This window comes from Pseudarthrobacter sp. J1763, assembly GCF_050490295.1.
GTDB lineage: Bacteria > Actinomycetota > Actinomycetes > Actinomycetales > Micrococcaceae > JBNPEO01.
The window spans coordinates 55,770-75,013 of the sequence record NZ_JBNPEN010000002.1; the positions used below are offsets into that span (position 1 = coordinate 55,770).

At 59.3% G+C, this 19,244-nt stretch carries 18 protein-coding genes, 1 tRNA gene, 1 pseudogene and 1 riboswitch; of the genes and pseudogenes, 9 read left to right on the forward strand and 11 right to left on the reverse strand.

What is annotated here, in order from left to right:
• Positions 1-15: 15 nt before the first annotated feature.
• A tRNA-Arg gene (locus ACQQCD_RS02255) sits at positions 16-91 on the reverse strand.
• Positions 92-244: 153 nt separating this feature from the next.
• On the opposite strand from ACQQCD_RS02255, the gene ACQQCD_RS02260 reads away from it, so the two are divergent.
• Entirely contained in the window at positions 245-406 is a 162-nt protein-coding gene (locus ACQQCD_RS02260) for a hypothetical protein (RefSeq protein ID WP_430266777.1), read from the forward strand.
• On the opposite strand, the gene ACQQCD_RS02265 is transcribed toward ACQQCD_RS02260, so the two are convergent.
• The 4 genes from ACQQCD_RS02265 to ACQQCD_RS02280 all read right to left on the reverse strand — a co-directional run bounded on the left by ACQQCD_RS02265 (position 403) and on the right by ACQQCD_RS02280 (position 3,939).
• Entirely contained in the window at positions 403-822 is a 420-nt protein-coding gene (locus tag ACQQCD_RS02265; protein WP_430266778.1) for a hypothetical protein, read from the reverse strand. The genes ACQQCD_RS02260 and ACQQCD_RS02265 overlap by 4 nt on opposite strands.
• A gap of 18 nt (positions 823-840) precedes the next feature.
• The gene (locus tag ACQQCD_RS02270; RefSeq protein ID WP_430266779.1) at positions 841-2,280 is read right to left on the reverse strand and encodes a WXG100 family type VII secretion target; all 1,440 of its coding nucleotides are present in this window, start codon (positions 2,278-2,280) and stop codon (positions 841-843) included.
• Positions 2,277-3,185, reverse strand: coding sequence for a hypothetical protein (locus tag ACQQCD_RS02275; protein WP_430266780.1), 909 nt, complete (start codon positions 3,183-3,185; stop codon positions 2,277-2,279). The genes ACQQCD_RS02270 and ACQQCD_RS02275 overlap by 4 nt, the downstream gene beginning before the upstream one ends.
• Positions 3,186-3,276: 91 nt before the next feature.
• Positions 3,277-3,939: a hypothetical protein gene (locus ACQQCD_RS02280; protein WP_430266781.1), complete on the reverse strand. Its 663-nt coding sequence runs from the start codon at positions 3,937-3,939 to the stop codon at positions 3,277-3,279.
• Between the two features lie 30 nt (positions 3,940-3,969).
• On the opposite strand from ACQQCD_RS02280, the gene ACQQCD_RS02285 reads away from it, so the two are divergent.
• From ACQQCD_RS02285 to sucD, 5 genes are all read left to right on the forward strand, one after another.
• A complete protein-coding gene (locus tag ACQQCD_RS02285; RefSeq protein ID WP_430266782.1) occupies positions 3,970-4,824 on the forward strand; it encodes an inositol monophosphatase family protein in 855 nt (284 codons plus the stop codon).
• 94 nt (positions 4,825-4,918) lie between these two features.
• Positions 4,919-7,396, forward strand: a complete 2,478-nt coding sequence (gene pcrA / locus ACQQCD_RS02290) for a DNA helicase PcrA (protein ID WP_430266783.1) — start codon at positions 4,919-4,921, stop codon at positions 7,394-7,396.
• Between the two features lie 39 nt (positions 7,397-7,435).
• Positions 7,436-8,158: a hypothetical protein gene (locus ACQQCD_RS02295; RefSeq protein ID WP_430266784.1), complete on the forward strand. Its 723-nt coding sequence runs from the start codon at positions 7,436-7,438 to the stop codon at positions 8,156-8,158.
• A gap of 204 nt (positions 8,159-8,362) precedes the next feature.
• Positions 8,363-9,532, forward strand: coding sequence for an ADP-forming succinate--CoA ligase subunit beta (gene sucC, locus ACQQCD_RS02300; RefSeq protein ID WP_430267022.1), 1,170 nt, complete (start codon positions 8,363-8,365; stop codon positions 9,530-9,532).
• Positions 9,533-9,544: 12 nt separating this feature from the next.
• On the forward strand, positions 9,545-10,447 hold the full coding sequence (sucD, locus tag ACQQCD_RS02305) for a succinate--CoA ligase subunit alpha (RefSeq protein ID WP_430266785.1): 903 nt from the start codon (positions 9,545-9,547) through the stop codon (positions 10,445-10,447).
• Between the two features lie 153 nt (positions 10,448-10,600).
• Here sucD and ACQQCD_RS02310 read toward each other — a convergent pair whose 3' ends face one another.
• Complete coding sequence (locus ACQQCD_RS02310; protein ID WP_430266786.1) at positions 10,601-11,050, reverse strand: MarR family winged helix-turn-helix transcriptional regulator; 450 nt, start codon at positions 11,048-11,050, stop codon at positions 10,601-10,603.
• 170 nt (positions 11,051-11,220) lie between these two features.
• Between ACQQCD_RS02310 and ACQQCD_RS02315 the strand changes: the two genes are divergently transcribed.
• Complete coding sequence (locus ACQQCD_RS02315; protein ID WP_430266787.1) at positions 11,221-12,429, forward strand: MFS transporter; 1,209 nt, start codon at positions 11,221-11,223, stop codon at positions 12,427-12,429.
• Here ACQQCD_RS02315 and ACQQCD_RS02320 read toward each other — a convergent pair.
• Positions 12,418-13,188, reverse strand: coding sequence for a gamma-glutamyl-gamma-aminobutyrate hydrolase family protein (locus tag ACQQCD_RS02320; RefSeq protein ID WP_430266788.1), 771 nt, complete (start codon positions 13,186-13,188; stop codon positions 12,418-12,420). The genes ACQQCD_RS02315 and ACQQCD_RS02320 overlap by 12 nt on opposite strands.
• 37 nt (positions 13,189-13,225) lie before the next feature.
• On the opposite strand from ACQQCD_RS02320, the gene ACQQCD_RS02325 reads away from it, so the two are divergent.
• Positions 13,226-14,356 carry an LOG family protein gene (locus ACQQCD_RS02325; protein WP_430266789.1) on the forward strand — a complete coding sequence of 377 codons (1,131 nt, stop codon included), beginning with the start codon at positions 13,226-13,228 and terminating at the stop codon, positions 14,354-14,356.
• Between the two features lie 28 nt (positions 14,357-14,384).
• Here ACQQCD_RS02325 and ACQQCD_RS02330 read toward each other — a convergent pair whose 3' ends face one another.
• The 3 genes and pseudogenes from ACQQCD_RS02330 to ACQQCD_RS02340 all read right to left on the reverse strand — a co-directional run bounded on the left by ACQQCD_RS02330 (position 14,385) and on the right by ACQQCD_RS02340 (position 17,745).
• Positions 14,385-15,515 carry a VIT1/CCC1 transporter family protein gene (locus ACQQCD_RS02330; protein ID WP_430266790.1) on the reverse strand — a complete coding sequence of 377 codons (1,131 nt, stop codon included), beginning with the start codon at positions 15,513-15,515 and terminating at the stop codon, positions 14,385-14,387.
• Between the two features lie 112 nt (positions 15,516-15,627).
• Positions 15,628-16,002 carry a hypothetical protein gene (locus ACQQCD_RS02335; RefSeq protein WP_430266791.1) on the reverse strand — a complete coding sequence of 125 codons (375 nt, stop codon included), beginning with the start codon at positions 16,000-16,002 and terminating at the stop codon, positions 15,628-15,630.
• A 12-nt stretch (positions 16,003-16,014) separates the two neighbouring features.
• Positions 16,015-16,124: riboswitch (SAM riboswitch) on the reverse strand.
• Between the two features lie 92 nt (positions 16,125-16,216).
• Positions 16,217-17,745, reverse strand: a pseudogene (locus ACQQCD_RS02340) (sodium:solute symporter).
• 237 nt (positions 17,746-17,982) lie between these two features.
• Between ACQQCD_RS02340 and ACQQCD_RS02345 the strand changes: the two are divergent.
• Positions 17,983-18,561 carry a helix-turn-helix domain-containing protein gene (locus ACQQCD_RS02345; protein ID WP_430266792.1) on the forward strand — a complete coding sequence of 193 codons (579 nt, stop codon included), beginning with the start codon at positions 17,983-17,985 and terminating at the stop codon, positions 18,559-18,561.
• Between the two features lie 15 nt (positions 18,562-18,576).
• Here the strand turns inward: ACQQCD_RS02345 and ACQQCD_RS02350 are convergent, their stop codons facing one another.
• On the reverse strand, positions 18,577-18,930 hold the full coding sequence (locus ACQQCD_RS02350; RefSeq protein WP_430266793.1) for an endonuclease domain-containing protein: 354 nt from the start codon (positions 18,928-18,930) through the stop codon (positions 18,577-18,579).
• Between the last annotated feature and the right edge of the window lie 314 nt (positions 18,931-19,244).

Consider the following 19,244-nt stretch of genomic DNA (forward strand, 5'->3'; position numbering starts at 1 on the left):
CGACGGGCCAAGATTTGGTGCCCTCGATTGGAATCGAACCAACGACACCGGCTTTAGGAGAGCCGTGCTCTATCCACTGAGCTACGAGGGCTGGGCCCGGACTTTGCACGATCGGCTTTCGCCAACAGGTCTGTCCGGACACGCCTACCAGCATATACGGTGAGAACGCCGAGCTGTGTTTGCCAGCACCTCGCGGCCGGCTGTGACACACAAATGTCAGCTGGCGGTCGGGGCTGAGCCAAAGATGCCCCGCGTTCCACTGAAAGTACCGCTACTCACGGCACTGGCAACTCGAGTGTTGATCGGAGCAGAAGGTGCAGGTGCCGCCGTGGTTGGTTTTGTTCCAGAAGATGCCGGTTCACCGCTGCACTATGCCGGGGCCGTGACGTACTTTGAAGGTTGCTAGCCGAGTGTTTTGAGGCAGTCGCGGTACTCGGCGAGTGTGGTTCCACCGCCGCAGCCGAGGTCTTTTGGAGTGAGGACGGTGGTGCTGTCATCGCCGATCACCTGAAGCGGCAAGTCGATCTCGGGGTCGCCGCCGGCGGCTGTCACAAGGGCTCGAAAAGACTTATCCAACAGCGTCTTTAGTTCCGCGGGATCAGAAGTGTTGGCATGGACCCCTAAGAATCCGGTTCTTCCCATCCCTGCGGTGGTTTTGTATTCGGATTCCACGCTCTGAACGTGGTCCAGTGATTGGACAGCCGACTGGTATTTGGCAGCCATATCTGCGTCAGAGGCAGCCTTTGCGCCCATACCGCACGCGGATAAAATCATTGCCAAGATTCCCATAATCACCAGTGTAGGTAGTGGTCTTATTTTCATACAGTGCTCCTAGTGCTCCTATGGCTCCCGGCCAATGCCAGAGACACTCGAATGGACCTCGGAATCACCACTACTAAAAAACTGTTGCGTTGAATCCTTGCTGCTGTAGTCGGCCAGCGGACCATGGCCTTCATTCTCGCGAACGGAATTGGTGTAATTGTTGTAGCTGTGGTTGCCAGTGACATCCGTAGCCCCAACTCCTGGCGGATCGGTCAGTGTCACTATCGAGGCATCATTGCGTGATGGCCAGGCCGGTGAAGCGGCATTGGAATTTCCCAAATCTAAGCGCGGCACCACGTCGTGTTGATGCTGGATTGCCAAAGTGTCCACCGAGTCTGGCACACGCGCAGAGTCAATTGGCGCTCCGTAAGTCACCAGGTTGGTGACATTAAAGCGCTCGCGGAAGTCGTCGTCGGCCGCTAATGCTGCGGCCGTCATGCCGCCCTGCGAGTGCCCCACCAACATCACTGGCGCGCCCTCCGGAATGCCAGCTTTTTTCATTGCCAGCTCAACGGCTTCAGAGGAAGTAGACATACTCCCTGAGGCCGATTGAACATTACCCACGGTATCCATCGGGTTTGTGCCGGAGCGGACATTCCACTCTGAAGTGCCGGGGATGCTCACAATGTAGGCTGGCCCGTTGCCCTTGTCCACGCTGGTGATTCGAATTGCGGCATCAGGGGTGCCAGTCTTGCCATTGTCACCATATGTGGCGGAGACCCCGCTCAAGATTGAGGCAAGATCTGTCGGTGCAGGTGTGTTGTTTCGGCCGTTTTGGCGGGGTCCATCACCTACACCAACCTCAGTGGGGGCAGTGGCCGTGGGGGTGCCGTCGTCGAGAACATGTGGCTGAATCAAGCCCAAGGTGCCGATGGTTGTCAGTAGATTCTGCTGGCCGGTAGCAATCTGTAGGCCCGAGGCGACAAGCTCGGTGGTGGACGGCGGCTCACCCGTTTTTGCAAAGTTCCAGAGCAAATCGCCCACATTTCCAAAGTTCTTTGCCTGATCCCCGAATGCGTCAGTGAGGTTATCAAAGCGATCGCTCACCTGGTCTTTCAGGAAGCCCAGAACCTTCGAGCCGCCATCTTTGACCGTATCCACCACAGAATCAGCGCCGTCAAAAAGGTGGCGAATTTTATCGAGCGGATTCTCAGAACCGCCACTAGTTCCGGTCTGCGAACCACTGCCAGTGCCGTTGTTGTTGCTCGCCTCTTCCTGCTGGCGGATGTCTTCGCGCAACTGTTCAGCGGCATGCTGGATCGATTGTGCGGTGCTGGAAAGCTGCAGACGGTGCGACTTCCACTCGGCCTTAAAACGTTGCCCGTCTGGACCATCCCATGAGCTTTGCGCAATAACGGGGCTTAGCTGACGTCCCAGATCTGTGAGCCGCTGGCTGGCCCGGTGCATGTCATGTTGGAGCTTCTTGGCCTGCTCCAAGTCCATTCCGTAGAAGCTCACCGGGCACCATTCCCAGCGGCATTGGTTGAACGTTCCTCAGTGGACGCTTGAAGATCATGGGCCCCGAAGACCAACCACAAAACTTCGCGAGCAACATCTCCGGCGCTCACTTCAACCAAGCGGCTGGCTGGCGCATGGTTGGCGGGGCTGCCGTGACGCGTGGGGCCGCGAAGCGAATACAACTTTTCAGACAGCGCCCACACGGCGCCCTGCTGCTTCTGTTGGGTACTGACGGTGACGTGGACACTCGCCTTGGGGCGGACGACGGCGTCACGCACCTCCGGGGGCAGACCACCTACTGCCGGTACCGGCGTCGAACCATGCACTGATGTTTGGTGCACTGATGTTTGGAGCGCTGCAACGTCCTCAGCGGGTATGGCATATTTTGGTCGGTCAGCGAGGGCGGCGTTTGCGGCCGGAGCCTGCAGAAGTGGGTGATCGGGAAGCCCTGCGGCTAGGACAGGCCACAAATCCGTTTCGCGGAAGAGCACCAGATCCGCCACGGGATCCAGCCCAACGACCTCAATCGTGCCGTCACTTTCCTGCCGGACTGTGCGGGCTTGTGTGTAGGCCGCAGCTAATCCACCGAACAACCACACTTGAGTGTGCTGCGAGGCATCGGGTGTCCTAGAAACAAAATCCACCACGATATTCGCGCTCAAAACTTGTGCAAGCAGCTCTTGCCACGCTTCGCTGAGCTGGCCGTCGGAAGTGGTGATTCCGGCGTCGAACAGTTCTTGCTCGAGTGCCGTGTGATCCTCAGCGCTGAGGGCGGACAAAAGCTCAACAGTTTCAGTCCGGAGGGCGGTGGGGCTGTTAGTGGCGCTCTTGGCGAGCGCGAGTGGCCAGGCCAGAACGCTCATCCGGTAACGCTGTTGCCCGGCGGTTGTGGTGGAAGTGCTCATGCAGTGCTCCCCAATCTTGCATCGCTTTAACCCTGTAGACGGGCTCTCCAAGAAGTAAAGCCCGTCCGCAAGGTTTGGTCGATGGGGAGCGCTACCCTGCCGCGGGGGTTGTGACGTGGTTTCGTTTCCGTCGGCCGTCAAAGAGTGCGACGGCGGCGGCAACAACGCTTGCCAGCAAAAGTACCCAGCCTGCGACGGTGAGGATCGAGGCGAAAGTCACGGCTCCGGCGTCGGGCGCTGAAGAACCGAACAAAGAATCAATGGCCATATTCGCCGCGATCCGGACCGCGGCAAAAGCCACTGGCAAGGCCATAATTACTCGGCGCAATAGGCCCCGGCTCATGTTAGTGCCGATCAATAGCAACCAGCTCACCAAAAAAATCAGCGGGAACAGTGTGCCAGCTGTTTTGTGTAGGTAGCTCAGCTGACCACGTGCGTCCGAGTCCATGACATCGCGCAAGTGCCCAATATACGTTGGGTCAAAACCACCGATCAACGCATCCGGCATGGCTAAACCACTGGAGAGCTGCGTCATCTGATTGAGCGTCAAAACGTGCAGGTACCAAAACAGGAACAGGCTCGCGGCCACTCCAGCAATCACAATCAGCTTGGCGTTGTTCTGATTTTCACTCGCTGGCTTTTTACCTTGTGCGCCACTTGAAGGGCGGGGTGTGAGCAACGGCGGGAGGGAAGTGTTGGGGAGGTCAGCCTTTGCCCCGTGTTTTTTCAGACGCTGAGCGGGGGTTTTAGACATGACTTCATTATGTCCCGGTAGTCTGAATTTATGAGCACCGGTAGGCACAGCGCAGCCCAACTTGATCCCTCCCTCGACGACTATCAACTTGCCTCGGCACTGGTCCGTGAGGCCGGGCAACTAGCCTTGCTGATGCGAATGGGCGGACTCAGCGGTGAACAGAAGACTTCTGTCTCCGATGTGGTCACCGCCGCGGATCGTGCAGCCGAGGCCTACGTTTTGGAACAGCTTCGCCGTTGCCGCCCAGAGGACAGCATCTTGGGCGAAGAGGGTGCCTCATTCGCCGGAACCAGTGGGCGCACTTGGGTTATTGACCCGGTTGATGGCACGTACAACTTCCTGCAGGGATCCAGCTACTGGTGCTCCGCCATTGCGCTCAAGGGTGGGGGAGCGGCTGCGTCTACAGTGAGTGCCAGCGCTGATCCTGAGGTGATCTTAGGCGCCATCTATCAGCCCGAAATGGAGAAGCTGTGGCTCGGCGGCGTGGACCATGCCGCAACGCTCAACGGTGAAACCCTGGTGAGCCCCTCGAGCGCTGACCTCGATCAGTTGGGCGCCGCAACCTACATCCACCCGCGTTGGTTGGTTGATCCCATGGCGGCGATGCCATGGCACGCTGCTGCAGTCTCGGCGGCAACCTTACGTATGTTTGGTTCAGGATCCTGCGATCTTGCCCGGGTAGCCGACGGAGAAATTGGCGTCTGGTTCCAACACAGCTGCCCCGAATGGGATTGGCTGCCGGGGAAGGCAATTGTTCGGGCAGCTGGCGGGCGAACTGCCGTAGTGGCGGTCAACGGACTCAACTGGTTTGTTGCCGGTGGGGCCAATTCCGTGAAACAAGTTGTGGCAGCTCTACAGAGTGGATCCGTACAACACCTAGGCTGAGTGTCCTGGCCGGGGGCCGAGGGGGCGAACGGGTAGGGACTTAGGGTGGCCGGTGGGAAAGCTGTCGGTGCCACGGCCTAGACTTGATCGAACCATGGACATGCTGTTTGACCCTTACGCCAAATCACCGCTCAACCCTGCGCAGGAATCACCTTCCCGCGCCGCCGAGCCGAGCCGTGAAGCCCAAAACCTGAGCAACTTCACCCCGCCACAGGCAGCTGACTTGCTAGAAGGACTTAATCCGCAGCAAGAGGAAGCAGTTAAACACGGCGGTAGCCCGCTGCTCATTGTTGCTGGTGCAGGCTCGGGTAAAACTAGGGTGCTCTCTCACCGGATTGCCTACTTGATTGCCACCCACCGGGCGCACCACGGTGAAATCCTCGCGATCACCTTCACCAACAAAGCCGCCGCAGAAATGCGTGAGCGTATTGAAACGTTGATGGGCCCGCGCGCCAAGAATATGTGGATCTCAACCTTCCACTCCTCGTGCGTGAGGATTCTGCGCCGTGAAGCGTCCAACGTTGGCCTGAATTCAAACTTCTCCATCTACGATTCTGCTGACTCGCTCCGGCTGATCACACTGGTGGCCAAGAACCTTGACCTTGACCCCAAACGTTTTGCCCCGAAGGCCATTCAGCACAAGATCTCGGCCCTGAAAAACGAGTTGATTGACGATGATCAGTACTCGTCCAGCGCAAATTACAACGATCCCTTTGATCAGGCAGTCGCTGAGGTTTACAAGGGCTACACGCAGCGTTTGCGTCAGGCCAACGCCATGGACTTTGACGATCTGATTGCCCAAACCGTGTACATGTTCCGAGCCTTCCCCGGATTGGCGGAGTCTTATAGGCGCCGTTTCCGCCACGTTTTGGTGGACGAATACCAGGACACTAACCACGCGCAGTACGCCTTGGTTCGGGAGATTGTTGGCGAGGGCCCGGACAAGAGCGAGCTCACCGTGGTGGGTGACTCTGACCAGTCCATTTACGCCTTCCGTGGTGCCGACATCCGCAACATTGTGGAGTTCGAGAAGGACTATCCGGACGCCCGGACCATCAAACTTGAGCAGAATTACCGCTCCACCCAGACCATTCTGAGCGCCGCCAACGCGGTGATCAGCCGCAACCCCAACCGTCCGGAGAAAAAGCTCTGGACGGCTGAAGGTGATGGCGCCAAGATCGTTGGCTATGTGGGTGAAAATGAGCATGAAGAAGCACAATTTATTGCCAAGGAAATTGACAGGCTCCAGGACGAGGATGACCTGCGTCCCGGCGATGTAGCAATTTTCTACCGCACCAATGCTCAGTCACGGTCCATTGAGGACGTTTTGGTCCGTGTTGGTCTGCCCTACAAGGTGGTGGGCGGCACCCGGTTCTACGAGCGCAAAGAAATTAAGGATGCGCTCGCTTACCTGCGCGTGTTGGTGAACCCGGACGACGACGTCAACCTGCGCCGGATCCTTAACGAACCCAAGCGCGGGATTGGGGACCGTGCTGAAGGAGCGATTGCCTCCCTCGCCGAACGCGAGCGGACCTCCTTTATGGAAGCTGCCAAGCGCGCGGATGAGGCGCCGGGAATGGCCACCCGATCGGTCAACGCTGTGCAGGGTTTTGTGAAAATGATGGGCGACTTGGCCGAGGTTGCTAGCGGTTCTGGGGCTGCTGCAGCACTTGAAGCGGTTCTTGAGCAGACCGGGTACCTTGCGGGGCTACGCGCTAGCACCGATCCACAAGACGAGTCTCGCGTGGAGAACCTCGCCGAACTTGTTGCAGTGGTCCGTGAATACGAACGCGACAATCCCGAGGGTTCACTCGGTGAATTCCTTGAGCAGGTTTCATTGGTGGCGGATGCTGATCAGATTCCGGATGCCCCGGAGGGCAGTTCGGAGGACGCAGCGGCTGCCGTTGCCGAGGCGAAGCGCCTAGGTGTTGTCACGCTGATGACGCTCCACACTGCCAAGGGTCTTGAGTTTCCGGTGGTGTTCCTCACCGGAATGGAGCACGGAATTTTCCCGCACTCCCGTTCCGCCACAGATCCTAAGGAGCTCGCTGAGGAACGCCGTTTGGCCTATGTGGGGCTAACACGAGCCCGCCAACGCCTGTACCTAACGCGTTCGGAAGTTCGCAGCCTCTGGGGCCAAAGCCAGTACAACCCGGCCAGCCAGTTCATCGAAGAAATCCCGGCGGAGTTGCTTGAATGGCGCCGCGAAGGGACTTCCCGGCAGAGCCTGGGGCAAAGTGGCGGCTGGGGTGCGCCCATCGGCACCAGCCGTTACGAAGGTTCTTTCTGGGGTGCCGGAACGGCCCGCGGAACTGGCAGTCGCTCACAGGCGCCGAGCGCTTCGGCGGGATTCAACGCTGACGTTCCTGCCGCCGTGGCCCGTACCCGAGTTCAACCCCAAAAGGAGATCGTTTCGGTCTCGGTGGGGGACAAGGTCAACCACACGAGCTTCGGCAACGGCACGGTTTTGGCGGTGGAAGGGACCGGGGACAAAACCGTTGCGAAGGTAAAGTTCGACGGCGCCGAGAAACGCTTGCTGTTGCGTTACGCGCCGCTGGTGAAACTGGACTAGTGGCCGGCTTGCGCGCACGGGGAGCCGATGGTGGGCATAATGGGCAGCATGCGACGGATGATTTTGGGGCTTCTTGCCGCCTTGTTGATGCTCAGTGCCACTGCATGTTCGGTGGTTCAAAAGGACCCCAACTACACGCCGCCGCCGCCCTTGCCGCCGCTGGAACAGCTCAAACAAGCCACCGTGGTGCAGCCCTCTCAACCGCCTTCGGAGGGGGAGCCGCTGACTTTTGTGACAAAGGATCGCAATGCAGTGTGCGCCATCACCGAGTCCAAAGGCGAGCACGTCAATGTTCCCTACGAGGACAATGATTTTGGCAATAGCGCCAACAACAAGTACCCCACGGTTCCGGTGGTGCAATGCGAGTTTGCCGTATACCCGCAAGTGAAAACCTCGGACGTTAAGGACGATTGTTCTGGCACCGGCTTTGGGTATCTTGGCGGAATTATTACGCTGGCGCCCACCGCGGTGCGGTACGGGAATTGCCGGGCCGGAGCCACAGCGATGGAAAACGAATTTGGCCCCAAAGGCACCCGGAACGGCGAGATTTCTCAGCTTGAAACGCTCGAGGACGGGACGGCCGTGGAACGCAATGGTCTGCGCTGCACCGTCTATAACAACGGCGTGGCCTGCGGAAACCTTTCGGCTGGTGTGGGATTTTTTGTGAGCCGCACCGAGTATCAACTGCTAGCGCCGGACGCCAAAGCGGGGAAGACTACCAAGTCTTCACCCAGTAGCACGCCAGTTCCTACCAGTAAGTAACGCCAAATTCCCCGGAAAATCACGGGTTTTCTACGGCCAATAGAACTGTGTGCTTCCTCACTTAACGAGTACTCTGGGACAGGCATAGCTTCCAACGGGACTAGAGTTCCAAGTGGAGCAATGCGTCCTGCCGCTAACAAAATTGTTGGTACAAGGCGCCAGTATTCCCAAGAAAACTACTTCGACGTAGAAGGACACCAAACCGTGGACCTGTTTGAATATCAGGCGCGCGATATGTTCGAGGCGCACGGTGTACCCGTGCTCGCTGGCATCGTGGCGCACACCCCTGAAGAAGCAAAGGCAGCTGCCGAGAAGATCGGCGGCGTAACCGTCGTTAAAGCACAGGTAAAGGTCGGTGGCCGCGGCAAGGCCGGCGGCGTCAAGGTGGCCAAGAGTGCTGATGAAGCATTCAATTACGCCAATGACATCCTTGGTATGGACATCAAGGGTCACGCCGTCAACAAGGTGATGATCGCCCAGGGCGCTGACATTGCTGAGGAATTCTACTTCTCTGTCCTGCTGGACCGTGCCAACCGCAACTACCTGGCTATGTGCTCGGTAGAGGGCGGTATGGAGATCGAGCAGCTCGCCGTTGAGCGGCCCGAGGCTCTGGCTAAGGTTTCCGTTGACCCGGCTGTTGGAATTGACCAGGCCAAGGCAGACGAAATCGTTGCTACGGCTGGTTTCGCTGAGGACCTTCGCGAGAAGGTTGCAGCAGTGATCATCAAGCTCTGGGACGTTTTCAAGAACGAAGACGCCACCCTCGTTGAGGTCAACCCGCTGGTTCGCACCGGCGCCGGTGACATCGTTGCCTTGGACGGCAAGGTCTCCTTGGATGAGAACGCTGGCTTCCGCCACGTCAACCATGAGGCACTTGAGGACAAGGACGCTGCTGATCCTCTCGAGGCTAAGGCAAAGGCCCAGGACCTCAACTACGTCAAGCTTGACGGCGAAGTTGGCATCATCGGTAACGGTGCTGGTCTTGTGATGTCCACCTTGGATGTTGTTGCTTACGCTGGCGAAAACCACGGCAACGTCAAGCCGGCTAACTTCTTGGACATCGGTGGTGGAGCCTCTGCGGAGGTTATGGCTGCTGGTCTGGACGTTATCCTCGGTGATGAGCAGGTCAAGAGCGTGTTCGTCAACGTCTTCGGTGGTATCACCGCTTGTGACGCTGTGGCTAAGGGCATCGTTGGTGCACTTGCTGAGCTTGGTTCTTCTGCCAACAAGCCGCTGGTAGTTCGTCTCGACGGTAACAACGTTGAAGAGGGCCGCCGCATCCTGAACGAGGCCAACCACCCGCTGGTAACGCTGGCCGCCACCATGGACGAGGGCGCCGACAAGGCCGCCGAACTCGCCAACGCAGCGAAGTAAGGGGACGCCACCATGTCTATTTATTTGAACAAAGACTCCAAGGTCATCGTCCAGGGCATCACCGGCGGCGAGGGCACCAAGCACACCGCTCTGATGCTCAAGGCCGGTACCCAGGTTGTTGGCGGCGTGAACGCACGCAAGGCTGGCACCACTGTCCGTCACGGCGATGTTGAACTGCCCGTCTTCGGTAAGGTCTCCGAAGCTATGGCTGAAACCGGTGCTGACGTTTCCATCGTGTTCGTTCCGCCGGCATTCACCAAGGATGCTGTGGTTGAGGCCATTGAGGCTGGAATCGGCCTGGTTGTTGTGATCACCGAGGGTGTTCCGGTGCAGGATTCTGCTGAATTCTGGGCATTGGCACAGTCCAAGGTTGACGCTGACGGCAAGCAGATCACCCGAATCATCGGCCCGAACTGCCCCGGCATCATCACCCCGGGCGAAGCTCTGGTTGGTATCACCCCGGCAAACATCACGGGCAAGGGCCCCATCGGCTTGGTTTCCAAGTCGGGCACCTTGACCTACCAGATGATGTACGAACTTCGTGACCTCGGTTTCTCCACCGCAATCGGCATCGGTGGCGACCCGGTCATCGGCACCACCCACATCGACGCACTCGCTGCGTTCGAGGCGGACCCGGAGACCAAGGCCATCGTGATGATCGGTGAAATCGGTGGCGACGCTGAAGAGCGCGCTGCTGACTACATCAAGGCTCACGTCACCAAGCCGGTTGTTGGCTATGTTGCTGGCTTCACCGCTCCTGAGGGCAAGACCATGGGCCACGCTGGCGCCATCGTTTCCGGTTCCGCAGGTACGGCTCAGGCTAAGAAGGAAGCTCTTGAGGCTGCTGGTGTAAAGGTCGGCAAGACGCCTTCCGAGACCGCCACACTGCTGCGCGAAGTTTACGCAGCTCTCTAAGCATTACCCCCCAACGCGGGGTCACTTACGGCCGGTGTTTGTCCTAAACATGGGCCGTAAGTGACCCCGCGTTGGTTTTAAAACGGACGACGGCGGGTCCGCACCTTTCTTCACCAGGAAGGTGCGGACCCGCCGTCGGGCGTTTAAGCAGTGTTAAGCGTTCGCGTGAAGTAGCGGCAGCGCGTCCACCAGCGCGGCCAGTTCGGGGATCTCTTGGGCGCTGGCGATGGCGCGCTCGAGGGTCTGATCGTGTACCGGGCGGGACTGCTCGAGCAGCTCGATGCCGCTGGCGGTGAGCTCGGTGTAGATGCCGCGACGATCGTCTGCGCATAGGATCCGGGTGAGTAGGCCGCGGTCCTCGAGCCGGTTGACCAGTCGAGTGGTGGCGCTGGCGCTGAGGGCGGTGGCGCGGGCGAGCTGTTGCATACGCATGTGCCATCCGTCCTGCCGGCTGAGCGCGTCCAACACGGTGTACTCCACTACTGAGAGCTTCGCCTCGGCTTGTAGGGAGCGTTCCAGCTCGCCTTCAATCAGGCCGTGCAATGCCGCGAGGGTGCGCCAACCCTGGGCGCGGACCTCTACGGCGTCGTCCTTAATGGCCATTTGTTTTCCTCTCGCGCGTGCTGTTGATGTGCCACCGAGCATTACGGGGAGCACAAAGCAAAGATAGTTGCTTGCGCGTTGTATCTGCTTGTGCAACAATAAATACCGCGCGTGCAACTAAAAGCTTACGTGCCATATCCCATTCCGTACAGTTTTGAAGGAGCACCGCCATGCCTATTGGCCTGATTGCCCTAGCCCTAGGTGGGTTCGGGATCGGACTCACCGAATTTGTGATCATGGGTTTGCTGCCCGAGGTCGCTGCCGACTTCCACGTCAGCGAGGCCACCGCAGGTTGGCTGATCTCCGGATACGCCTTAGCCGTTGTTGTTGGGGCGCTGGGACTAACCGCTGCAGTGACCCGTTTTGAACGCAAGCCCGTTCTCGCCGTGCTGCTGGTGCTGTTTATTGCCGGAAACCTCATCTCCGCCACCGCGGGGGATTACTCCCTGATGATGGTGGGCCGGATCGTCGCGGCACTCTCGCACGGTGCCTTCTTCGGAATCGGGGCGGTGGTTGCAGCGGACATGGTAGCGCCCACCAAAAAAGCCGGCGCAATCGCTATTATGTTCACCGGCCTCACTGCCGCCAACGTGCTGGGCGTGCCGTTCGGAACTATGCTGGGGCAGGCCGCTGGTTGGCGCTCCACGTTCTGGGCCATCACGGTAATTGGTGGTATCGCCTTGGTAGGCATCCTCACGTTGGTCCCCAAAACTGGTCACGGTGACACCACTCCAGGGAGCTTGCGAAGTGAACTCCGTGCCTTCCGCTCCGGTCAGGTCTGGCTCTCCATCATGGTCACCATCCTGGGCTATGGCGGAATGTTCGGTGCGTTCACCTACATCGCCTTCACACTCACCCACGTCTCCGGGTTCGCTGCCTCCGCCGTGCCGTGGTTGCTGATCGTCTTCGGCGTAGGGCTCTTTATTGGCAACACAATCGGCGGCAAGGCTGCTGACCGCAACGTAGACCGCACGCTCGTAGTGGTTCTCGCGGTGCTCGTAGTGGTGCTTGTAGGGTTTGCACTTACCGCGCAGAACCAGGTGCTTACTATCGCCTCGATTGTCCTGATGGGTGGCTTCGGCTTCGCTACAGTTCCGGGCCTGCAGATGCGCGTGATGAAGTACGCCTCGAGCGCGCCCACCCTTGCCTCCGGAGCCAACATCGGAGCCTTCAACGTGGGCAACGCTCTGGGAGCCTGGCTCGGCGGAGTAACAATCACTGCCGGGCTCGGCTACACCTCACCCATCTGGGCTGGTGCCGGAATCACCCTGCTAGGTCTGGTGGTGATGATCTTCGCCGCCGCACAAGCCAAGCGTGCCACCGCCGAAGTTAACCGCACCCCCGCCGTCGCACTCTCAGCGGGAAAGCTACCGCGCTAGCTCGCCGCACCACAACACGAACGCGCGGAACGGCGCGAGGCGGTCCTCGGCGTCGAGTTCGTCAGACTCGGGGTGCCACTGCACTGTCACAACGTTCCGGTCTGGATCTTCGAGACCCTCCACCACACCATCGGGCGCCACTGCGGTAACCAGTAGCCCAGCGCCAACATTTGCCACCGCCTGGTGGTGGCCGGAGGCGATGCGGGCGCTTGTAGCGCCGGAGTACAAGCGGCTCACCAGGGATCCCGGAGTGATGCTGACTTCATGGAAGGCCCAGGCCGTTTCTTGCCCTTCGACGGCCGGGCCCATGCTGTGAACCACGCTGTTCACGGCGGAAGCTGCAGGCCGTGGCAAGTCTTGGATGAGCAAGTCTTGGATGAGCGTGCCGCCGCACAGGACGTTGACCAGTTGGTGCCCGCGGCAGATCCCCAAAAGCGGAACCTTCGCAGCGAGCGCCCGGCGGCCGATGGCAAGGTCCAGTTCGTCTTGCGCGGGGTTAACGTCGTAGCACTCCCGAATCGGCGTTTGCCCGTAGAGCTGCGGGTTGACGTCTCCGCCGCCGGGAAGAACCACACCGTCCAGCGGCTGAGCGTTATAGTCATCCGAGCTGTGCAACAGCACGGGAGACCCGCCTGCGTCGCGAACCAGCTGGACAATAAAGTCGAAAAGTTGGTTAGCTTCCCCAACCCGCGAATCGGCTCCCTCGGCGTCGCTCAGGCGGACAGGGATACCAATGGCAGGTGCGGCAAAACGGTGCATGCTCCATTGTGCATCTTGCGCTGGATAGGGTGGGATTATGTCGCGTCATTCATCGTTGAAACCTAGCCCGCGCTCGCTCGAAGTGGAATCCCTGGCCCACTTTGACCAGCTAGTGGCGGCTGGGGCTAGGTCCATGCATGGTTGGCACGTGCAGTCCCTAGACCTGCAAGAACGATCGGCTGAGCTGAAACGGTTGAACCCGCAGGGGGCCATTTTCTTAGGCTGCAGTTTTGCCACGGGGATGGATGAGTCATTGCGTTCACGGGGAGCACTGCTGTTTCCCAAACTCGGCGGGATCGACTTTGACCCATACCGCGGCACGCTCTACACAGCGGGGGAGTTGTACAACGGAGTCAGTGAACACCCTTACGAGGAAACCCTGGACGCCCGGGTGTACCAGTGGAGTCTGCGAGTGGGGCAGAGGCGGAGTTTGGATGCCACCTTGGCAGCAGCCTTGCACGATCACGCCATTGGTGATGCGCTCGAGGAATTCGTTGAAACCAAGACTCGCCGTGGGGTGGTCGGTGTGATGGGCGGTCATAGCGCGCAACGCGGGAGCGATGACTACGCACAAGCTGCGGAATTGGGCCGGTCACTGGCTCAAGAGGGCTTTTTGGTGGCTACCGGTGGTGGGCCGGGCGCCATGGAAGCGGCGAACCTCGGAGCGTTGATGAGTGCGGGGCCAGACGCTGACCTTCAGGCGGCTTTGAAGTCCTTGGCGCAGGTCCCGAGCTTTCGTCCTTCAATTTCTGCCTGGGCGCGAGCTGCACAAAACGTGGTGAACTCAGTGCCAAGCCCCGTAGCAAGCCTCGGGATTCCCACCTGGTTCTACGGTCATGAGCCGCCGAATCTGTTCGCAAGCGGGATTGCCAAGTACTTCGCCAACTCGATCCGCGAAGCAATCCTCCTCGAGTTGTGCACCGGTGGCATTGTGTTTCTGCCTGGTGCTGCCGGCACGGTTCAAGAGGTTTTCCAGGATGCTTGCGAGAACTATTACGGCACCCCAGAGACCGTCAGGCCCATGGTTTTAGTGGGCCGGACGTATTGGCAAAACAAGGTCCCGGTGTGGCAGCTGCTGAGTTCTCTGGCTGCGGGAAAGCCGATGGAGCGGCACGTCCACTTGGTGGATACTGTAGCAGACGCCGTCGAACTTTTACGCTCCAAATAACCCAACGGAAAGGGAGAGTGAAAGTCTCCTAGCCGATCGTGGCACCAAACAGTAGACCTAAACCGTACGTGGCCCCGGCAGCACCGAGGCCAATCGCCAGTTGGCGCAGTGCCCGGCTGAGTGGGGAGGTACCGGAGAGCAAACCAACGACGGCGCCAGTCACCAACAGTGCCAAGCCCACCAGAACGGCGGCGACGATCAGCGCCGGCATTCCGGCCATCCCAAAGATGAACGGCAAAATCGGGATGATGGCACCGGAAGCGAAGAAGCAGAAGCTTGAGGTGGCAGCGCCCCATGCGGTACCCACAGCCTCGTGTTCGTCCTCAGGCTCAGGCAATTCCGGCTGCAAGGACAAGCTGGGATCGCAGTCGCAGCTCAAAATGCCCAAGCGCTCGGCGGCCCGGTGCTCGGCCGCTTCTTGGCTCATTCCGCGGGCCCGGTAAACCAACACTAGTTCGTTCTGATCCACATCCAGCTGGGGTGCTGCATGGAGGGTGATCTGGGTAGGCCGTGATGCTTCGAGCAATTCGCGCTGAGAACGGACTGAAACAAATTCGCCAGCACCCATGGACAAAGCGCCTGCCAGCAGGCCGGCAACACCACTAAAGAGGACAACTTGGCTGCTCACACCCGTCGCGGCCATACCCATCACCAAGGACAAATTGCTGACCAGGCCGTCATTGGCGCCAAATACAGCTGCGCGGAACGTGCCGGAGAGGCGGTTACGGCCGCGGGTTGCCAAACCACGAACTACTTCCTCGTGAATGGCTTCGTCGGCGGCCATGGCCGGGGTAGCAGCCGGGTCTGTGGCGTAGGGGGAGCGGCCCTCGGCGCGCTGGGCCAAGGCCAAAACGAACACGGATCCAAAGTTCCGGGCCAAGAATCCGAGGAGCTGACTGTTGAGCGAGGCGGCACGCTTCTGCTCAGCATGCTCGCCCAAGAGCTGCTCCCAGTGAGCCTCATGCCGGCCCTCAGCTTCGGCCAAAGCGAGCAAGATTGAGCGCTCTTCGCCTTCGCGGCGCTGGGCCAAATCGCGGTATACGGCCGCTTCGGCGCGCTCGTCGGCGAGGTACTGCCGCCAGCGTTTGATGTCTGCAGAAGTAGCTTCAGTAACTGCTTGCTGGTGGGTTCCGGACTGCTCTTCCGGCGTTGAATTCAACTCGGGCTCCTGGGTTCAATGAAAGGTGGCGCCCCGTTGCGCAACCATCACTGTACCGTTTATCGGCTCGGATTTTGGGCCGGTATTCCTTGCGAAAAAGTTTCGGTAGACCTTAATTTGTGGCTTTCAGAGTGAAGCTCAGAGGTTTCCCACGGCGGTGCCCTATGGCGGCTACACGGACAGTCAGCACAGCGTTCACTTCATCCCAGCCCGGTTGAGCCACAGCATTGTTCAGTGCTCGGGCCAACTCCTTCGGCTCGGCACACCAATACCGTTGAGACCCACTTGAGCGCCAGATGGTGACGGTGCCCAAATTTAGATCCACGGCTGGCAGGACCGGCACCGTGGTGGGCTGGGACGCGGTGTCCGCGGCGTCGTCGTACTTAAGCGATTGCTGAAACTGAACTGGTTCTTGAAACTGAATTGGTTCTTGAAACTGAACTGGTTGCTGCGGGGCTGAATAGCGGTCTGTGGGGGCGGCTGACACGGCCGGATCCTTCCGTTGCTCTTGCCCCGGCCTTCTGGCCGCGGCCGCTTCCTCATCCGAACCACCCGCGAACATGGGGTTGGTCTGTGGTAAGTCGGAGCTTGGCACCACAAGTCTTGAAGCTGCGCACCAGCTTACAACGCACTGCGGCGGTGCCGGAATTTGTGAATCCGGCACCGCCGCAGGAGGTGCTTTTGTTACGTGCTCTGTGCGTCTAAGGAACTGCTACCGGCGTTTTTTCTTCCACAACTGCGCCTGATACACGCTTGTCCCATGCGGCGCGAACAGCCGCGTCAGTGGGCTTAGTCAGGAGTGAGAGAACCACATAAACCAGCAGCGACGCGCCAAGGCCCCAGTAGATGGGATCGTTGGCGTACACGCCATCCTCGCTGGGGATGATGCCAGCGGAGTAGGCAATCAGCAGTGCCAGAGTGAGGACGGAGCCAACAGCCATTGACCATGCAGCGGCGATTCCGGTACCGCGCTTCCACACCAGACCACCTAGGATTGCCACCAGTAGACCGCCCACCAGGATGTCGTAAGCGATGGTCAAAGCCACCACAACATCCTGCGCGGCCATGGAAATCAGCACGGCGATGATGCCCAAAGCAAGGACCCAATAACGGTTGGCTTTGACGTCGTGCTCCGGGTTTTCGGTGTCATTGGTGTTGATGGTTTTCCCAAACCAGCTGGCAACAAAAGGAACAACATCGGCGCGTGCCACGGTTGCTGCGGCAATGAGCGCACCGGACGCAGTGGACATCATGGCGGCAACAGCGGCAGCCATGACCAGACCACCGATCCCGATTGGCAAAATGTTGGTGGCGACCTCGGCGTAAACAACGTCCTTGCCGAGTGCTTTGACGTCAATATTGGGCAGTGCTACCTTGGCGGCCAAGCCGATCAAAGCGCCGGCCACACCGTAGAGAATGCAGTAGATACCGGCAGTGGCGCCGCCCCAACGGGCAACCGCAGGGGTTTTGGCGGTGAACACACGCTGCCAAATGTCCTGACCGATCAACAGACCCAAGGTGTAGACCACAAAGTACGTGATGATGGTCTGGACCCCGATGCCGTCCATCTGGAAGAAGCTCGCGTCAACGCGTTCGCGGATGCCGTTTAGGCCGCCGGCTGCGTTGAGTGTGAACGGGAGCATCAGGAAGAAGATGCCCACGGTTTTGATGATGAACTGAACCTGGTCAGCGAGGGTAATGGACCACATACCGCCGATAGTCGAGTACACCAGCACAATGGCACCGCCCACGGCGATGGCCAGCCAACGTTCCCAGCCGAAGAGAACCACAAAAATGGTGGCGTAGGCGCCCGTAGAAGTTGCGCAGAGCATCAGGGTGTAGGCAAGCATCACAATGCCAGAGGTCTGCGTGGCGCGCTGGCCGTAACGCAGGCTGAGCATTTGGGAAACAGTGTAAATCTTGAGGCGCTGAATGGTGGGGGCGAAGAGCAAGCTCAGCAGCAAAACACCGGCGCCAATGGCGACCACCAGCCACATACCGGAAATACCAAACTTGTAGCCGAGGCCGACGCCACCTACGGTGGATGCGCCTCCCAGTACGACGGCGGCCATGGTGCCTGTGTAGAGCAGGGGACCAAGGCGGCGGCCCGCTACGAGGAAGTCGCTGTTGTTTTGGTGCGGGACTTGCCCCACCAGCCGAACGCCAGCATGGCGAGCAAATATGCCACCACAATAACGATGTTGATGATGTTGCCAGAAGCGGCATTCATGGGGAGCTCCTCAGAGCGTTATATAAGAGGTTGGGGTGGTGACCACGCGGATATTTCCTATGAGGCAACCTTTGTTGCCCGCCACGCTATTATGTGATGGGCCTAACAGTCAATCTCGTGACATAACAAGTGAGCTTTGAAGGCACGCCTTAGGATGGCTCCAGTGACCTGGGCAGGCTCTGGCTGGAACAACGGTGTTTGGCCGAGGCTGCGCGAACCAGCGGTGAAAGGTTTTTGATGAAGGCATTGCCCGTAGAACCCAGCAGTACCCCCGTGGCGATCGGCTCCCGGATTAGGGCCGCCCGCCAATCCCAGCGCCTGACCATCGAACAAGTTGCTGCCGCCACTGGCTTGACCAAAGGATTTCTCAGCAGGGTGGAACGTGACCTGACTTCGCCGTCGGTAGCTTCCTTGGTGACCTTGTGCCAGGTGCTATCCGTTTCCGTGGGGGATCTATTTGCCGCTCCGGAAACTCATTTGACCCGCAATGGCGATGGTCCGCGGATCTCACTCGGTGGCGAGGGAATTGTTGAGCGGCTGCTCACTGCCCGTTCTGAACGCCGCGTCCAGGTCCTCCAAGGTGTTATTGCCCCGCGCGGTAAAGGCGAAAGCGAACTGTATGCCGTGGACTGCGATGTTGATGTCCTGCATGTTGTTCGAGGCAAACTGAGCCTGATCATGACCAATGAACGTTATGAACTTTCCGCCGGGGACACCTTGTCATTTCCCGGGCGTGAGCCCCACAGCTGGGAAAACCCGGGCAGCGAAGAAACCGAAGTCCTCTGGATTCTTGTACCGGCCGCAACGGGGCAGTAATACTCCCGTTTGCCCTCACCGCCCCTGCGCCCGCAGAACCTGCTGAATCTGGGCAATAACCTCGGTTGGTCGGGCCCAAATGTCCTCCGGCATGTACCGGAGGACCCTAAAACCGTGGCTCGTTGAGGCGTTGTTGCGTTGAAGGTCCTTGCGCATGGACTGCCGGCTCGAATGATACTGGAACCCATCCACTTCCACGATGGACTCGGCGCGCATATCCAGCTCCCGCAATTGTTGCAACGCCGGGGCCGAGCATGAGCCCTTCAACTCTTGGGTCAGTAATTCAAGGGGCACACCGCAAAGACGAATAGCTGAGGTGGCGAGGGCAGTTGAGGCGGGGATAGGTAGGCACGTGAGTGCATGGATCACCGCATCCTCAACTGCTGCCAGCGGAAGTAAGCCTTCCGCGTCGAATCGGACGGTCCGATGCCGAACAAACCCAGAGCCGTGGCCGTGGTTGCATCCCAAATGGAGCTGTGTGGGCGGGTTGCGTATCCACAGGCCGTAGTGACTTGCGGCGCTGGCACATGTTAACCACGCGTTGTTGATGACAGCCGTTTGGAGATCAGCTGGCGCGTCCTTGCTACACCACCATGTTTTTTGAGTGCTACTACGGGGTCCATTCAACGAGTTCACGCGATGCGGGCTTCCAAAGCTACGGCTCAGGTGCTCTATGTGGACAA

What these genes read in the sequence shown, in the direction of transcription:
- ACQQCD_RS02260 (WP_430266777.1), top strand. Translation starts at nt 245, where the DNA reads ATGCCCCGCGTTCCACTGAAAGTACCGCTACTCACGGCACTGGCAACT.
- ACQQCD_RS02265 (WP_430266778.1), bottom strand. Translation starts at nt 822, where the DNA reads ATGAAAATAAGACCACTACCTACACTGGTGATTATGGGAATCTTGGCA.
- ACQQCD_RS02275 (WP_430266780.1), bottom strand. Translation starts at nt 3,185, where the DNA reads ATGAGCACTTCCACCACAACCGCCGGGCAACAGCGTTACCGGATGAGC.
- ACQQCD_RS02280 (WP_430266781.1), bottom strand. Translation starts at nt 3,939, where the DNA reads ATGTCTAAAACCCCCGCTCAGCGTCTGAAAAAACACGGGGCAAAGGCT.
- ACQQCD_RS02285 (WP_430266782.1), top strand. Translation starts at nt 3,970, where the DNA reads ATGAGCACCGGTAGGCACAGCGCAGCCCAACTTGATCCCTCCCTCGAC.
- pcrA (WP_430266783.1), top strand. Translation starts at nt 4,919, where the DNA reads ATGGACATGCTGTTTGACCCTTACGCCAAATCACCGCTCAACCCTGCG.
- ACQQCD_RS02295 (WP_430266784.1), top strand. Translation starts at nt 7,436, where the DNA reads ATGGGCAGCATGCGACGGATGATTTTGGGGCTTCTTGCCGCCTTGTTG.
- sucD (WP_430266785.1), top strand. Translation starts at nt 9,545, where the DNA reads ATGTCTATTTATTTGAACAAAGACTCCAAGGTCATCGTCCAGGGCATC.
- ACQQCD_RS02310 (WP_430266786.1), bottom strand. Translation starts at nt 11,050, where the DNA reads ATGGCCATTAAGGACGACGCCGTAGAGGTCCGCGCCCAGGGTTGGCGC.
- ACQQCD_RS02315 (WP_430266787.1), top strand. Translation starts at nt 11,221, where the DNA reads ATGCCTATTGGCCTGATTGCCCTAGCCCTAGGTGGGTTCGGGATCGGA.
- ACQQCD_RS02320 (WP_430266788.1), bottom strand. Translation starts at nt 13,188, where the DNA reads ATGCACCGTTTTGCCGCACCTGCCATTGGTATCCCTGTCCGCCTGAGC.
- ACQQCD_RS02325 (WP_430266789.1), top strand. Translation starts at nt 13,226, where the DNA reads ATGTCGCGTCATTCATCGTTGAAACCTAGCCCGCGCTCGCTCGAAGTG.
- ACQQCD_RS02345 (WP_430266792.1), top strand. Translation starts at nt 17,983, where the DNA reads ATGAAGGCATTGCCCGTAGAACCCAGCAGTACCCCCGTGGCGATCGGC.